Source organism: Microbacterium sp. P5_E9, assembly GCF_054049175.1.
Window position 1 is genome coordinate 67,082 of sequence record NZ_JBFUMV010000019.1, and the last position, 15,776, is coordinate 82,857.

Sequence of the window (15,776 nt, forward strand, 5' to 3'; positions counted from 1 at the left end):
CCGCCGTGTCCGGGCCCCGGAACACCACCCATCGAACGACCAACCAGGAGAGCCGACGTGAGCACCACAACGACGAGGGTCATCGTGACCGGCCAGAAGCCGTCACGGCGAGCGTTGCTGCGCAAGCGGCGGCGAGAAGAGCTGGATCGTCCGGGTCAGCGTTCGCGGCTTGTGAAGGAGTCGCTGGCGGGATATGGGTTCCTGATTCCGTGGCTGATCGGGTTCTTCGGTCTCACGATCATCCCGATGGCGTACTCGCTGTACCTCTCCTTCACGAACTACAACATCTTCTCCCCGCCGAAATGGATCGGGCTGAACAACTACATTCGGATGTTCACCGATGACCCGTCGTTCATGCAGTCCGCGCAGATCACGCTGATCTACGTGCTGGTCGGCACCCCGATCACCCTGGCTGCCGCGTTGGGGGTGGCGATGCTGCTGAACTTCCGGGACAAGGGTGCCGGGTTCTTCCGGTCCTCGTTCTACGCCCCGTCGCTGATCGGCGGGTCGGTGAGTGTCGCGATCGTGTGGCGGGCGATGTTCGCCGAGGACGGTCCGGTGGACAACTCGCTGTCGTTCTTCGGGATCAACCTGGGCGGCTGGATGGGCAATCCCGACCTGGTGCTCCCCGCGATGATCCTCCTCGCGGTGTGGCAGTTCGGTGCGACCATGGTGATCTTCCTCGCCGGGCTGAAGCAGATCCCCCGGGAACTGTACGAGGCGGCCGAGATGGACGGCGCCGGTCCCTGGCACCGATTCCGGGCGGTCACGGTCCCGATGCTGTCCCCGGTGATCTTCTTCAACCTGCTGCTCGGCCTGATCGCCGCATTCCAGGTGTTCACCTCCGCGTACATCATCAGCAACGGCTCCGGCGGTCCCGCCGGGATGACGAACTTCATCACCCTCTACCTCTACAAGCGAGGCTTCTCCGACGGGCAGATGGGCTACGCGTCCGCGATCGCCTGGGTGCTGCTGATCGTCGTCGCGGTGATCGCGTTCATCCTCTTCCGCACCCAGAGATCATGGGTCCACTACTCAGGAGACAGCCGATGACCACTGCAAGCTTCGGCGAGCCGTCGTTCACGATGGTCGAAAACCAGCTCGACGGACTCCAGCCCACCGACACCGGCACCAACCCCACCGCCGAGATCCCCCGCCGCCGCAAGGTGAAGCGCTCCACCTGGCAGACCGTGATCTGGTTCGTCGTGCTGCTGGCGATCACCGCGGTCGTGCTCTACCCGCTGGTCTGGCTGCTGTTCGCCACGTTCAAGCCGAACGCGGAGTTCGGGCAGAACATGGGACTCCTGCCGAACAACCCGACCATCGACAACTACATCAAAGTCTCCGAAGGCATCGCCGGCGTGCCGATGTGGAAGTTCTTCCTGAACTCCTTCATCATCGCGGTCGGATCCGTGATCGGCACGGTGTTCTCGTCCGCGCTGGCTGCGTACGCGTTCGCCCGCATCCAGTTCAAGGGTCTCGGGATCTTCTTCGCCGCGATGATCGGCACGCTGCTGCTGCCGTTCCACGTGGTGATCATCCCGCAGTACATCCTGTTCAACACCCTCGGGTTGGTCGACACGTTCATCCCGCTGATCCTGCCGAAATTCCTCGCCACCGAGGCGTTCTTCGTGTTCCTGCTGGTCCAGTTCATCCGGCAGATGCCGCGCGACATGGACGAAGCGGCCCGCATCGACGGCGCCGGTCACATCCGGATCTTCTGGTCGATCATCCTGCCGCTGATCAAACCCGCCCTGATCACCTGCTCGATCTTCGCGTTCATCYGGGCCTGGAACGACTTCCTCGGGCCGCTGCTCTACCTGACCAGCCCGGAGAACTACCCGCTCCCCATCGCCCTGCGCCTCTACGTCGACCAGACCTCCAGCAGCGACTACGGCGCCACGGCCGCGGCCTCCTTCATCGCACTCCTCCCCATCCTCGGCTTCTTCCTCGTCTTCCAACGCTTCCTCGTCGACGGCGTCGCCACCCAAGGCCTCAAGGGCTGAGCGTCATGGCCACCAGACGCGAAGAGCGAGCTGCCCGTCGGGCGGATCTGTCCGGGGCCGGACCCGTTCTGGAGGAGCGCACCCCGATGCGCTTCCCCGGCGTGACCGGTGCGTTCGCACTCTTCGGAGAGGTGCTGCTGGTCGGCCTGCTCGTCACAGCGGGCGGGATCCTGCTGGTCACACTGCCCGCGGCCCTGGCCGCCGGCATCCGTCACCTGCGCCGCTACCTGAACGCCGAAGCATCCCACCAGCGCCAGTTCTGGCGCGATTACCTCAAGGCCCTCCCGGGTGGACTCGTCGTCGGCGTGATCGGGCTCCTGCTCGTGCTGCTCCTCATGTTCGACGTCGCTCTGGCCAATTCCGGCGCGCTGCCTGGCGGCATCGCGATGGCCGTCGTCGGCTGGGCCCTCCTCGCTGCCGTCGCGGTCGCCCTCCTCGCGGCCGCGGGGGCGTGGACTCCGGAAGCCGGCTGGCGCACCGCGGTGAGCGGCGTTCCTGCTGGACTGGCGGCCGACGTCACCGGGGCGCTCTTCCTGGTCGCCACGGCTGTGTTCGTGGGCGTCGCGACGTGGGCGCTCGTACCCCTCGTCATCCCCGCCCTCGGCTGCGCCGCCCTTGCGGTCGTCGCGATCCCCGAACGTCGAAGGCGCCGCTGACCCGGCTTGCCTGTGTTCTGAAGACCGTGCAACAATAGCGGGAAAGCGTTTACCCACATGTCAATGTCGACCGACTCCCTGAAGAAAGCAGAACCCCGTGACTGACACGACTCTCGCCCCGGCTCCTGCCCCGGCATCCGATAACCGTCCCCAGGTGCGTGAGATCGGCGTCATCATGAACGGCGTCTCGGGCCGCATGGGCTATCGCCAGCACCTCGTCCGCTCGATCCTCGCGATCCGCGATCAGGGCGGCATCGAACTGCCCGACGGATCGCGCGTGACGGTCAAGCCGATCCTCGTCGGTCGCAGCGCCGGCAAGCTCGCCGAGCTGGCTGCCAAGCACGGCATCGAGGACTACACGACCGACCTGGATGAAGCCCTCGCCGACCCGCGCTGGGAGATCTACGCCGACTTCCTCGTCACGAAGGCGCGGTCCACGGCCCTGCGCAAGGCCATCGCGGCCGGCAAGACGATCTACACCGAGAAGCCCACCGCCGAGTCCGTGGAAGAGGCGCTCGAGCTGGCGAACCTCGCCGCTGCCGCCGGAGTGAAGACCGGCGTCGTGCACGACAAGCTCTATCTCCCCGGCCTGCAGAAGCTCAAGCGGCTCATCGACTCCGGGTTCTTCGGTCGCATCCTGAGCGTCCGCGGCGAGTTCGGCTACTGGGTATTCGAGGGCGACTGGCAGCCCGCCCAGCGCCCGAGCTGGAACTACCGGGTCGAAGACGGCGGCGGCATCATCGTCGACATGTTCCCGCACTGGAACTACGTGCTCGAGAACCTCTTCGGCAAGGTGGAGACGGTGTACGCGCAGGCGTCCACCCACATCCCGACCCGCTGGGACGAGAACGGCGAGCCCTACGCGGCGACCGCCGAAGACGCCGCCTACGGCATCTTCGAGCTCGAGGGCGGCGTGATCGCCCAGATCAACTCGTCCTGGACGGTGCGCGTCAACCGCGATGAGCTCGTCGAGTTCCACGTCGACGGCACGCACGGCTCCGCGGTCGTCGGGCTGTTCGGTGCGAAGATCCAGCACCGCAATGCGACGCCCAAGCCGGTCTGGAATCCCGACCTCGCCGACGACCACGACTACGACGCCGACTGGGCCGAGATCCCGACGAACGACGTGTTCCAGAACGGATTCCGCCAGCAGTGGGAGGAGTTCCTGGTCTCCTACGTCGAGGGCACGCCTTACGAGTTCGACCTGCTCTCGGGTGCCCGCGGCGTGCTGCTGGCCGAGGCCGGCCTCGAGTCCAGCCGCGAAGGCCGCAAGGTCGAGATCCGCACGCTGACGCTGGAGTGAGACGGTGCTTCGACAGAGCTCAGCAACCGGGGGATTGACCCTCCTCGACGCTCAGGGTGCGACGTCGACGGCCGAGTTGGCCGAGGCGCCCTCGTTCACCAAGCCCACCGCGCCGCTGCGCAGCCGCGTCGCCTATGCCGCCGCGCACGTGGTGCCGAAGACCTGGGCCGACAACACCCCTGGTCAGCCCGCCGAGATCGACTGGGACGCCACCCTCGCGTTCCGCCGGTCGGTGTACTCGTGGGGGCTCGGCGTCGCCGACGCCATGGACACCGCGCAGCGCAACATGGGACTGGATGCCGTCGCCACCCGTGAGCTGATCGCTCGCAGTGCCGAAGTGGCGCGCGAAGAGGGCGGCTCCGTCGTCGTCGGCGTGAACACCGACCACGTCGCCGAGGGGTGGATCGACCTCGACGCGATCATCGACGCGTACAAGGAGCAGCTGCACTTCACCGAGGAGCAGGGTGCCGGTCCGGTGCTGATGGCCTCGCGCCATCTTGCCCGCGCCGCCGATTCGGCCGACGACTACCGCCGCGTCTACCGCGAGGTCCTGGCGTCGGCGACGACCCCGGTCGTGCTGCACTGGCTCGGCACCGCGTTCGACCCGCTGCTCGCGGGCTATTTCGGCTCGACCGACTGGGCCGCGGCATCCGATGTCCTCCTCGACATCATCGGCGAGCATTCCGACAAGATCGCCGGCGTCAAGATGAGCCTGCTGGACGCCGCGGCCGAGGTCTCGGTGCGCGAACGGCTCCCCGAGGGGGTGCGCATGTTCACCGKCGACGACTTCAACTACGTCGGTCTCATCGGCGGCTCGGACGTGCCCGACGCGCAGCAGCCGCCGAGTGCGGGCGGGCATTCGGATGCCCTGCTCGGCGCTTTCGCCGCGATCACCCCGGTCGCCTCCGCCGCGATCCAGGCACTCGATGCGGGCGACCCCGATCGGTATCTCGCGCTCCTCGGCCCCACCGAGGAGCTCAGCCGGCAGGTCTTCGCGGCGCCCACCTTCTACTACAAGACCGGCGTCGCGTTCCTGGCCTGGCTCAACGGTCACCAGGCCGCGTTCCAGATGGTCGGCGGGCTGCACTCGGCGCGGAGCCTTCCGCATCTCTCGCGGATCGTCGAGCTCGCGAACGCCTCGAACGCCCTCGAGCAGCCCGAGCTCGCCGCGCAGCGGTGGCACGGGATGCTGCGCCTGAATGGAGTGGACGCATGACCGCCCCAGATCCCCGGCTCTCGATCAATCAGGCGACCATCAAGTACGCGGATCTCGCGACCGCCCTGCGGGTCACCGCGGACGCGGGCGTGCAGGCGATCGGCCTGTGGCGCGAGCCGGTGCAGGAGGTCGGCCTCGCGACCGCCGCGAAGCTGCTCACCGATTCCGGCCTGCGCTTCACGACGCACTGCCGGGGCGGGTTCTTCACCCTGCCGGAGGGGTCGCGGCGGCGTGCCGCGATCGACGACAACCGCGTAGCGATCGAAGAGGCCGCGATCCTCGCCGCCGCAGGAGCACCAGGGTCTACGGCGATCCTCGTGCTGGTCGCAGGGGGTCTGCCCGAAGGATCTCGCGATCTGATCGGCGCCCGCGAGCGCGTGCGTGACGCGATCGGCGAACTGGCTCCGGATGCCGCGGCCGCGGGTGTCACGCTGGCGATCGAGCCGCTGCATCCGATGTACGCCTCCGACCGCGCGGTGGTCTCGACGCTCGGTCAGGCGCTCGACATCGCGGCGGACTTCGACCCGGCCGTGGTCGGTGCGACCGTCGACACGTTCCACATCTGGTGGGACCCCGATGTGCTGAACCAGATCGCCCGCGCCGGCCGTGAGGGACGCATCGCGACCTATCAGGTGTGCGACTGGAAGACCCCGCTGCCCGCTGACGTGCTGCTCGGCCGGCATTACCCGGGCGACGGGATCATCGACTTCGATTCGCTCACCCGAGCCGTGCTCGACGCCGGGTATCGCGGCGACATCGAGGTGGAGATCTTCAACGAGCAGATCTGGGCGGATGCCCCGGAGAATGTCGTGCGTCGCACCGCCGAGACCTTCGGCACGGCGATCTCGCCGCTCCTGGGCGCACCCGTAGACTCCCGCTCGTGAGCGATTCCCCGACGACGCGGGCACGAACCTCTGCGCCGACGCTGCACGATGTGGCCCGTGCGTCCGGCGTGTCGCTCGCGACCGCGTCCCGGGTGCTGAACGGCTCGACGCGCACGGTCGCGGAGGCTTACCGCGAGCGGGTCGAAGCGGCGGCATTGGAGCTCGGCTACACCGCGAACGTCTCGGCGCAGGCCACCGCGCGGGGCACCTCGGCGATCATCGCACTCCTGGTCGCCGACATCGCGGACCCGTACTTCGGCCAGATCGCGGCGGGGGTCGCCCGCGGCGCCGACGAAGCCGGACTCATCGTGACGATCTCGATCACCGAGCGCGACCCCGCGCGCGAGGCGCGCCTCGTGCGGGCGCTGCGCGGGCAGCGCCCGCGGGGCCTCATCCTCGCCGCCTCGCGCACGACCGAGTCGTCGGACCCGACGGTGCAGGCCGAACTCGATGCCCTCGCGTCCGGCGGCGGCCGCGTCGTCGTCCTCGGACCGGGCGGTGGGGGAGCGCGTTCCGTCACGTTCGACAACGCCAGCGGCGCGCGCGCTCTGGGCCTGGCGCTCGGAGCCCGCGGCTACCGCGAGGCGATCGTGCTCGCGGCCGGCGAAGGCGTGGTCACCTCGGACGATCGCACCGCCGGATTCACCGAAGGGTTCGCCGCTGGTGGCGGCGATGTGCTGCGGGTGTACCGCGGCGGCTTCACCCGAGAGTCGGGGTCGAAGCTCATGCGCCAGGCGATCCTCGACGGCGTCCAGCCGGGCACCCTCGTGTTCGCGATCAGCGACGTCGTCGCGATCGGCGCGATGTCGGCCGTCCGCGAAGCCGACCGGGTGGTCGGCCCGGATATCGCGCTCGCCGGGTTCGACGACATCCCCGCGGGGCAGGACGTGACGCCCGGCCTCACCACCGTCAGGGTCCCCCTCGAGGACGTCGGCTATCGCGCGCTGCGCGCCGCCGTGGACGAGGAGTGGGATGCCGAAGCCCGCCCGCTCCCGCTCGAGGTCGTGCTGCGCGATAGCACCCCGCTCACCCCCTCCCCTTAGGCGGGCACGAGCATGGCCACAGCGATGCAGGTCGTCCTCGCCCTGGACAGCTTCAAGGGATCGATCTCCGCGGCCGACGCCGCTGCCGCGGTGGCGGCGGGATGGCGCACGGTGCTGCCCGACGCCGAGATCCGCGCGCGCCCGATGGCCGACGGAGGAGAGGGCACGCTCGCCGCCTTCGCGGCGGCCGTCCCGGGCAGCATCCGGATGCCGGTCACCGTGACGGGTCCGCACGGGCGCCCGGTCGCGGCATCCTGGCTCCTCCTTCCGCCGACAGCCGACGCACCGAACGGCACCGGGGTGGTCGAGCTGGCCTCCACCTCCGGGATCGAGTTGCTCGGTGACGACCTGCTGCCGCTCGATGCGCACTCGGTCGGGTTCGGTGAAGCGATCGCGGCGGCGCTGGACCACGGCGTCTCGCGGCTCGTTCTCGGCATCGGCAGCAGCTCGTCCACGGACGGGGGCACGGGGGTGCTCACCGCACTTGGTGCGCGATTCACGGATGCCGAGGGCACGCCGATTCCGCCGGGTGCGCGCGGCCTCGACTCCGTGCAGAGCGCCGACCTCAGCGGGCTCCGCGCTCGGCCCGCAGGTGGCGTGGTCGTGCTGACCGACGTGACGAATCCGCTCCTCGGCGCAGCCGGATCGGCGGCGGTGTTCGGCCCGCAGAAGGGCCTCGATCCTTCCGCCGTCGAACGCGCGGACGCCGGCCTCGCGAGGCTCGCCGCCCTCCTCCCCGCCGACCCGACGACTCCTGGAGCGGGTGCCGCAGGTGGTGTGGGCTTCGGGCTGCTCGCCTGGGGCGCCCGGCTCGTCCCCGGCGCCGCCGAGGTCGCCGAACTCATCGGGCTGCGCGCCGCGCTGGCCGCGGCATCCGTCGTCGTCACGGGCGAGGGTTCGTTCGACGGTCAGTCGTCCGCGGGTAAGGCGCCGACACACGTCGCCGCGCTCGCCGCGCAGGCCGGCGTGCCGGTCGCGCTCGTCGCCGGACGCATCGCACCGGAAGCCGACAGATCGGGGTTCGCGGCATCCGTCTCGCTCACCGACCTCGCCGGCAGCGGCACGGCCGCGATGGCCGACCCCGCGCGCTGGCTGCGTGAGGCGGGCATTGCGCTCGCCCGTTCGTACGCGCCCCAAGACTGAAATCACCCCCCGCATAAGGGCGCGAGGAAGACCGCGTCAGGACCTCGAGAAGAGAAGCAGGTCAGGAAGGCTGGTCGCGAAGTAGTCGACCTCCCCGTCTGCTCGGCGTGCGATCGGCGCCTCGTACAGTGGGCGACCCTCGCCGAGGCTCAGCGGAGGCTCGGCGATCGGCAGTCCGAGCGAGGCCCGCGCGCGATCCCAGGCGCCGAGGACTCGGCCCTCGCCGCCTTCCCAGGGCTGGAAGCTCCGACCTTCGATGAGCGCGAGCGCGGCATCCGGCTGCCCGGTTCTCACGAGCAGTTCGGCGTACTCCACCACCAGGTCGTCTCGTTCGGCGACCACCTCGAACCGCTGCGCGAGCCGCTCGAGGCGCTGCGCATCGGTCTCGCCCAGCCGTGCCGCGAGCTGATCGCGTTCGAAGAGCAGGCGCGCGTCGGCGGGATCGAGCTGGATCGCCCGCTCGTAGTACTCGACGGCCAGCGCATCATCGTGAGCGACGTTGTAGCTGGCGAGACCGGCGTTGCGAAGCAGGAGCGGGTCGTCGCCACCGGCACGGATTGCGGTCTCCCACAGGGCGAGGGCATCGGCGCGTCGACCGACATCGAACAGCAGCATTCCGAGGAGCGAGGCGGCGACCGGATCGTCTTCGGCGTGCACGGCGGCGAGCAGCGCATCGTGGTCGTCGAGTCCCGCGGGGAAGCACCACTTGCGGTCGACCGATCGGGCAGCGGCGCGCGCAGCCGCGGCATCCTCTGTCCGACCGGACCGGTCGAGGATGGCGGCCCGATGGTAATGCGCGACGGGCGCGACGTTCCCAGCTCCGCTCGCCCCGATCGCCGCGACGGCGGCGAGCGACTCGAGGGCCAGGTCGTCCTCGCCGGACTGTGCGAGTTCGAGGGCGACGTCCAGCGCCAGGTGGCCGTCGGCGGGCAGTGCTCCGGACTGGAGGAAGCGGAGCGTGGGGTTGAGGTGCTCCTGTGCCAGCAGACGCGACAATGTCGCGTCTGCCTCGGCCAGCCGACCCAGCCGTCGCAGCAGCACCACTCGAAGGGGTCCCCGGCGACGGTCGTCGGCTGCGACGGCGTCGAGCTCGTCGAGATCGTGCAGCGCATTCTCGAGACGGCCCTCGCGGGCGTACTGGCGCGCCATCTCGAGCCCCGCGGCCGCGACGAAGGCGGCGTCCCAGGCTGCCTTCGCGAACGCGGCTCGCGAAGAGCGCGGATCCCCGCGCCTGGACTCGATCAGCCCGAGGAGGTACAGCGTCTCGGCGTGCCGCGGGTTGCCGTTGCGGGCGGTGACCCGCGCGAGCGCCCGCACTGCGTATCCGCGCGCGGTGTCGTACTCGCCGGCCCGGAACGCCAGCTCGGCGAGAGCGGGCAGCACCCGGGAATCGGATGGATCGCGACGGATCGCCTCGGTCCAGTACTCCAGCGGCGAGCGGCTCGGGTGGCGGTACTGCACGAGGTGCTGGCCGATGTAGAAGAGCTCGTCGACGCTCGCCACCTCAGCCGGCGCGGGCGGCGCCGTCGCGGTCCACGGCTCCGATGGCTCGTCGACCTCGACAGGCGCCTGCCACTCGACGAGGGCAGCCCCGCTCGCGTCCACCAGCAGCACGGTCATCCCGGCCTCGTACGGAACGGGGAACTCGACGTGCCAGGGTGCTCCGGGGACCAGGTCGGCTGACCGCTCGACGAGCTGAGCGCCGGTCGGGCTCAGCACGCGCAGTCGCGCTGCCGGCCGCGGTGAGGTGACAGCGACGGCGGCGGAGAACTCCGAGCCCCGCTCGACGTGGATCGCGGCATCCGGTGTCGCCTCGTGCGCGACGCCGATCGCGGGAATCGGGTACCAGTACTGGCTGAATCGCTTGGACTCTCCCGGCGCGATCCACGAGAAGTCCGGCTGGTTGTCGGTGTAGACGCCCGCCATCAGCTCCACGTAAGGGCCGTCGGAATCGGTCAGCAGGCGATCCCACGCCTGTCCGAAGGGCGCGTTGCCCCAGGTCCACTGCTTCTTTCCGGGCGCCACGCGCCGGTCCGCCCAGTGCACGAAGCCGGCTCCGACGGCGTGATCGAAACCGCCGAAGAACTCGTGCTCGGTGTCGACCACCATGTAGGACGTCGGCACGGGGATGTTGCGGTAGTAGTCCAGTCGATCGGCACCGGGCGTTTCGCTGGCGCGCTCCTGGTAGTCCACGCCGTAATACGGGCGATCGGCCTGGGGGAAGGCGGTGATCGCACGGCGGGCGTGGTCGGCGACGAACCTGACGTCTTCGGGGAAGAAGGACTGGTAGTCGTCGTGCACCCGCACGGCGACATTCGCCCACCAGAGGAAGGTCTGCGGGAGGCTCGTGCGGTTGTGCAGGCGAACGTCCAGTCGGATGGTCGAGCTCTCTGGCCGCAGGTGGATGCCGTGGGTGCCTCGCATGCGAGCGAACGGATCGTGATCGCTGCACCACACCGTCACGCTGCCGTCGTCGTGGCTCTCGATCGTGGACTCGACGGGCAGGAAGGTGGCGGGACGGTGGTGCTGCGGCCAGTTGAACTCGACCCCGCCGCTCATCCACGGGCCGGCCAATCCGACGAGCGCGGGCTTGATGACGTTGTTGCGATAGAAGAAGTCGTAGTCCGTCGTCTTGTCGTACGCGACGTGGATCCGGCCACCCAGCTCGGGGAGGATCATGACGCGGAGGTAGTGGTTTTCGATGTGGACCGCGTTCCACCGCCGCATCGTGGGGACCGAGTCGATGCGCTCGGTGAAGGGCAGCGGGTACACGCGCCCGCTCGAGCCCTGGTACACCCGCCGATCGAGGTACAGCGGAAAGGCCGAGGGATCGTGCGGCTCGTAGGTGGGGATCTCCACGGGTTCGTACCAGGCGATGGCGTTCCCCGCCTCGAGTGAAGCGCGCAGCTCCGCGGGCGCCTCGGGCAGTACGAACGGGAGGGTCGTCGCTGCTGCCGGCAGGGCGGTGGTATCGCGCGATGAGCACATATGAATGAAGATATGTCGAGACCTGACCAGTGGACTAGGACAATCAGAGCGAAACAGATGGATGAATCGCTGGTCTCCGCCGGCGCTATCCTGTCGTCGTGTACTTACCTGAAGGGTTCGTCGGTCAGCGCTTGCGGGTTCTCCCTGGCCCGGTCGTCGAGGCCGCGCGGAGTCATCCGATCGTGCGGCGCTTCCTCGTGACGGATGCCGGCTACTTTCCGCACGCGGCACAGCACGGCCGAGCGCGGGCACACGGCGCTCGTGAGACCGTTGTCATGGTCTGCACGGACGGAGCCGGATGGGTCGAAGTCGATGGGCAGAATCCGGAGAGGGTGGAACGCGGCGACGCGGTCGTGCTCGCTCGCGGCCTGCGCCATCGCTATCAGGCCGATCGGCGGGACCCCTGGACGATCTGGTGGGCGCACGTCACGGGCGAGGATGCAGATGACTTCGTCGCGGCCATCTTGAAGGACGGCGCGCACCCGGTCGTGCGACTTCGAGACGTCTACTCGGCGGTGCAGTCACTCGAAGAGGCCGTCGGCGCGCTCGAGGAGGACGAGACCATGCCGATGCTGCTGATCGCCGCCGGCGCGATGTGGCGCGTGCTCGCCCAGATCACTGCAAGTCGCATGCAAGGGGCGGGGCCCGCCAATGATCGAATTCGTCACGTGCAGGACTATCTGCGCAACAACCTCGACACGACGTTCTCCGTCCCAGAGCTCGCAGCGATGGCGGGACTGAGTACGTCCCACTTCTCTGCACTCTTCCGCTCCTCGGCCGGGACGTCGGTGAAGGAGTACCTGAAGAGGCTGCGCAGCGCTCGCGCCCGAGAGCTCCTCCTCACCACCGAGCTGCCGGTTACGCAGATCGCCAGCGCTGTCGGCTACGAGGACGCCCTGTACTTCTCGCGGCAGTTCCGAGCCGTCAACGGCGTGAGCCCGACGCACTTCCGCCGGCAGGCCGACTTCGAGTCGCTCGCGGCGGTGTAGTCCCGCTCGACAGCGATGATGCACGGCTGGCCTCGGCAGCGCTTGACCGCCAGGGTTGTGACCGGTTACAGTCAGTCCGTTGTGACCGGTCACAGTCAACGAGGATTCAGGACGGGGGGAGCGCCATGCAGTCCACATCGAGCGCGGGTCGCGACATCCCGTCCCCACCCTCTGGCATGCGGCGTCCGACCATCAGGGATGTCGCGCGCATGGCCGGGGTCTCCCACGGCACGGTGTCGCGCTATCTGAACGGCGGGAAATGGGTCGGAGCCGAGTCATCGGACGCGATCAGCATTGCCATCCGCGAAACCGGCTTTCGCGCGAATCGCGTGGCGCGTTCTCTCGCGACGGGTCGGGCGTCGGCGATCGGCGTCCTGCTGACTCAGCCTCAGGATCGACTCTTCGGCGATCCGAACTACGCCGTCCTCCTCGGCGCCATCACGTCTGCGCTGGACAGACAGGACAGGCACCTCATCGTCATGACTGCCTCGACGGAGGGTGAACGAGCGAGGGCACTCGACTTCGCAACTGCCGGCCACGTCGACGGCGTTGTGCTGCTCTCGGCAGCGGCCGATGATCCCATCAACGCCGCCCTGGCGGAGTGCGGCATCCCCGCCATTTCGTGCGGACGAATCGGCGGCGACATCATCAGCAGCGTCGCAGCCGATGACCGTGCGGGTGCGCGACGGGGCGTCGAGCATCTCATTGCGAGCGGACGCCGACGGATCGCGACGGTCACGGGTCCCACGGACGTCGCCGGCGGGCAGGACCGGCTTGCCGGCTACGCCGAGGCCTTGGAAGCGGCTGGCCTTCCGTTCGATCCCGAACTCGTCATCGTCGGCGACTGGAGCCACGCCAGCGGCAGAATCGCCGGAGCTCGGCTCGCGGAGGGCCCATCCATCGATGCAGTGTTCGCCTCGAACGACGCGATGGCGGTCGGCGTGGTGGCCGCGATGCACGCGGCGGGCCGCTCGGTGCCGGATGACGTCGCCGTCGTTGGATTCGACGACGCGGGCATCGCCTTCACCTGCGATCCACCACTGACCACACTTCGCCAGCCCTTCGCGACGATCGGCGCAGAGATTGTCCGGCTTGTGCTGGATCCGCCCCCTTCGCCCCTCGCACTCACGGTTCCCACCGAACTGATCGTGCGCGAGTCGGCGCCCTGACCTGGACACCAGGAACATATCCACCTAGCACCACACCACTGAGAAAGGGGACAGCGATGTCCACGAATCCCACAGCACGACCGAGGCGGAGGATGGCCGCAGCAGCGGCCCTGCTCACCGTCGGCGCACTCGCCCTCGCAGGTTGCAGCGCCAGCGGTGGCGAATCAGTCAGCGCCGACGAAGACCAGACGATCTCCGTCATGTACGCGAGCAATGAGCTCAGCCCCGAGCAGATCGCGGCGTTCGAAGACGAGAACCCCAACATCAAGGTGGAGTTCATCGAGTTCGACCAGACGCGCCTGAACACGATGCTCGCGGCGGGCGACCCGCCCGACTTCGTGCGCGGAGCTCCGTCCGCCAACACCTTCGCCAAGGGTCTCGCAACCGCGCTCGACGACTACGTCGCCRAGAGCAAGGTCATCACCGAGGATGAACTCCTTCCCATCAACAACAACTGGCGATGGGATGGCAAGAAGTCGGGTGTCGGCTCGCTCTACGGCATCGTGAAGGACTGGAGTCCGGATGCCACCATCTGGCAGAACACCGCTCTGTTCGAGCAGGCCGGAGTCGAACCGCTGAGCACGACCGAGCCGGTCAGCTGGGACGAGCTGCTGGATGTCGCGAAGGAACTCAAGGCCGGGGGCGCGAAGCACGGTCTTGGCGTCGAATGGGCGTGGGGCCTGGCGGCACCGATGTTCACGATGATCCTGCAGCAGGGCGGCACCATCTACAACGCGGACCTCACAGAGGCGGACTTCACGTCGCCGGAGGCTCAGCGCGCATTCCAGTGGTTCGTCGACTACGCCAAGGCTGACGTTGGCCCGACCTCGCTGAACCCGCTTCCGGACGGCTCGGACATGAACGTGTTCGGCACCGGCGAGATGGCGACGACGATGGACGGGTTCTGGTTCGGTGGTGGCTTCACGGGTGACGAGTTCGCAGGTCTCCGGGACACGATCTCGATGGCTCCCGCTCCGACTTTCGACGAGCGGGTCAGCCCGAGCTTCAACGGCGGAATCGGGGCGTGGATCCCGTCCGCATCGAAGCACAAGGACGCGGCATGGAAGTTCATGGAGTACTTCATGGCCGGCCAGCCTGCGATCGACCGTGCCAAGAGCGGCTGGGGTGTGCCGAGTCTGAAGTCCCTTCTCGACTACGTCCCGAGCGACTTCCCGTATCAGACGCAGTCCCTGGAGACGGCCAAGGGTGAGTTCGAATTCAACACGCTGCTTCCCGACTCTCCGTACATCCAGGCGCAGGCGTGGATCGACACCATCGACGCCCAACTGCAGGCGGTCATCAAGGGTGAGAAGACCACTGCTGAGGCCACCCAGACCGTCGAGGACGAGATCAACAAGCTGCTCGCCCAGGGCAAGGACCAGCTGGGATGACGACCGCCACTTCGGTGGCACCKGCCGCGGTCGCGAGTGCTCCCACTCGCGGCCGCGGCTGGCGGCGCTACCGCACCAGTACGTTCTACCTGTTCGTCTCGCCGTGGGTTCTCGGATTCCTCTTCCTCACCCTCGCGCCGCTCATCTTCGCGTTGGTGGTCAGCTTCACGAATTTCGACGGGTACTCGCCGATCTGGAGATTCATCGGTTTCCGCAACTACATCGAACTGTTCACCGATGACCCAGGCGCGTGGGGGAGCTTGCTGCGCACGTTCGTCTTCACGATTGTCGTCGTGCCATTGAGCGTGGCAGGGGGACTCTTCCTCGCCGTGCTGGTGAATCAGCGGATCCGGGCGCGTGGTCTCGTGCGAGCGATCTTCTTCGTGCCGTCCGTCGTTCCCGTGGTGGCCGTTGCGATCACGTTCCGTCTGATCTTCAATCGCGACGCCGGTCTCGCGAACGGCATCCTGGCGATCTTCAACATCCCTGCGGTGACCTGGCTCGCCGACCCGTGGGCGTTCTACGCGCTGATCGTCATGATGCTGTGGGGCATCGGCGGCGGCATGATCATCTCGCTCGCCGCCCTCCAGGACGTGCCAGTGGAGCTGGAAGAGGCCGCCCGCATCGATGGTGCAAGCACGTGGCGGATCATCCGGAGCGTGACGATCCCGCTCATCTCGCCGGTGCTGTACTTCCAGGTGGTCACAGGCGTGATCGGCACACTGCAAATTCTCGTGCAGCCGTTGCTGCTCGCCGAATCGAACCGGCTGGCCGCGTCAGCCACCGTCCCCCAGAGCACCAGGCTGTTCATGGTCGAGGTCTACAACGAGTTCTTCACGAATCAGCGATTCGGCTATGGGACGGCGATGCTGTGGGTCTTCTTCGTGTTCGTCCTCCTGTTCACCCTGCTGCTGCAGCGGCTGAGCAAGCGGTTCGTGTTCTACCAAGTCGGCACCGAAGCCAGCGACTAGAACGAAACAGAGAAACG

13 protein-coding genes are annotated in these 15,776 nt (G+C 68.2%); 12 read left to right on the forward strand and 1 reads right to left on the reverse strand.

The window, feature by feature from the left end:
* Positions 1-57: 57 nt before the first annotated feature.
* The 8 genes from ACXJ3V_RS17755 (at position 58) to ACXJ3V_RS17790 (ending at position 8,251) form a co-directional block, all read left to right on the forward strand.
* Positions 58-1,053: a carbohydrate ABC transporter permease gene (locus tag ACXJ3V_RS17755; RefSeq protein ID WP_457101671.1), complete on the forward strand. Its 996-nt coding sequence runs from the start codon at positions 58-60 to the stop codon at positions 1,051-1,053.
* 32 nt (positions 1,054-1,085) lie between these two features.
* Positions 1,086-2,006, forward strand: a complete 921-nt coding sequence (locus ACXJ3V_RS17760) for a carbohydrate ABC transporter permease (protein ID WP_457101718.1) — start codon at positions 1,086-1,088, stop codon at positions 2,004-2,006.
* 5 nt (positions 2,007-2,011) lie between these two features.
* The gene (locus ACXJ3V_RS17765; RefSeq protein WP_457101672.1) at positions 2,012-2,662 is read left to right on the forward strand and encodes a hypothetical protein; all 651 of its coding nucleotides are present in this window, start codon (positions 2,012-2,014) and stop codon (positions 2,660-2,662) included.
* 97 nt (positions 2,663-2,759) lie between these two features.
* Complete coding sequence (locus ACXJ3V_RS17770; RefSeq protein ID WP_457101673.1) at positions 2,760-3,965, forward strand: Gfo/Idh/MocA family protein; 1,206 nt, start codon at positions 2,760-2,762, stop codon at positions 3,963-3,965.
* A gap of 34 nt (positions 3,966-3,999) precedes the next feature.
* Entirely contained in the window at positions 4,000-5,181 is a 1,182-nt protein-coding gene (locus tag ACXJ3V_RS17775; RefSeq protein WP_457101674.1) for a dihydrodipicolinate synthase family protein, read from the forward strand.
* Complete coding sequence (locus ACXJ3V_RS17780; protein WP_457101675.1) at positions 5,178-6,065, forward strand: sugar phosphate isomerase/epimerase family protein; 888 nt, start codon at positions 5,178-5,180, stop codon at positions 6,063-6,065. The genes ACXJ3V_RS17775 and ACXJ3V_RS17780 overlap by 4 nt, the downstream gene beginning before the upstream one ends.
* Positions 6,062-7,108: a LacI family DNA-binding transcriptional regulator gene (locus ACXJ3V_RS17785; protein ID WP_457101676.1), complete on the forward strand. Its 1,047-nt coding sequence runs from the start codon at positions 6,062-6,064 to the stop codon at positions 7,106-7,108. The genes ACXJ3V_RS17780 and ACXJ3V_RS17785 overlap by 4 nt, the downstream gene beginning before the upstream one ends.
* Before the next feature lie 12 nt (positions 7,109-7,120).
* Positions 7,121-8,251 (forward strand): glycerate kinase, encoded by a 1,131-nt coding sequence (locus ACXJ3V_RS17790; RefSeq protein ID WP_457101677.1) that lies wholly within the window; start codon positions 7,121-7,123, stop codon positions 8,249-8,251.
* Between the two features lie 36 nt (positions 8,252-8,287).
* Here the strand turns inward: ACXJ3V_RS17790 and ACXJ3V_RS17795 are convergent, their stop codons facing one another.
* On the reverse strand, positions 8,288-11,239 hold the full coding sequence (locus ACXJ3V_RS17795; protein WP_457101678.1) for a DUF5107 domain-containing protein: 2,952 nt from the start codon (positions 11,237-11,239) through the stop codon (positions 8,288-8,290).
* A gap of 98 nt (positions 11,240-11,337) precedes the next feature.
* On the opposite strand from ACXJ3V_RS17795, the gene ACXJ3V_RS17800 reads away from it, so the two are divergent.
* The 4 genes from ACXJ3V_RS17800 (at position 11,338) to ACXJ3V_RS17815 (ending at position 15,759) form a co-directional block, all read left to right on the forward strand.
* On the forward strand, positions 11,338-12,228 hold the full coding sequence (locus tag ACXJ3V_RS17800) for a helix-turn-helix domain-containing protein (protein WP_457101679.1): 891 nt from the start codon (positions 11,338-11,340) through the stop codon (positions 12,226-12,228).
* 176 nt (positions 12,229-12,404) lie between these two features.
* Positions 12,405-13,397: a LacI family DNA-binding transcriptional regulator gene (locus ACXJ3V_RS17805; RefSeq protein WP_457101680.1), complete on the forward strand. Its 993-nt coding sequence runs from the start codon at positions 12,405-12,407 to the stop codon at positions 13,395-13,397.
* A gap of 92 nt (positions 13,398-13,489) precedes the next feature.
* Positions 13,490-14,788 carry an ABC transporter substrate-binding protein gene (locus ACXJ3V_RS17810; RefSeq protein ID WP_457101681.1) on the forward strand — a complete coding sequence of 433 codons (1,299 nt, stop codon included), beginning with the start codon at positions 13,490-13,492 and terminating at the stop codon, positions 14,786-14,788.
* Positions 14,785-15,759 (forward strand): carbohydrate ABC transporter permease, encoded by a 975-nt coding sequence (locus ACXJ3V_RS17815; protein WP_457101682.1) that lies wholly within the window; start codon positions 14,785-14,787, stop codon positions 15,757-15,759. The genes ACXJ3V_RS17810 and ACXJ3V_RS17815 overlap by 4 nt, the downstream gene beginning before the upstream one ends.
* The last annotated feature ends 17 nt before the right edge of the window (positions 15,760-15,776 follow it).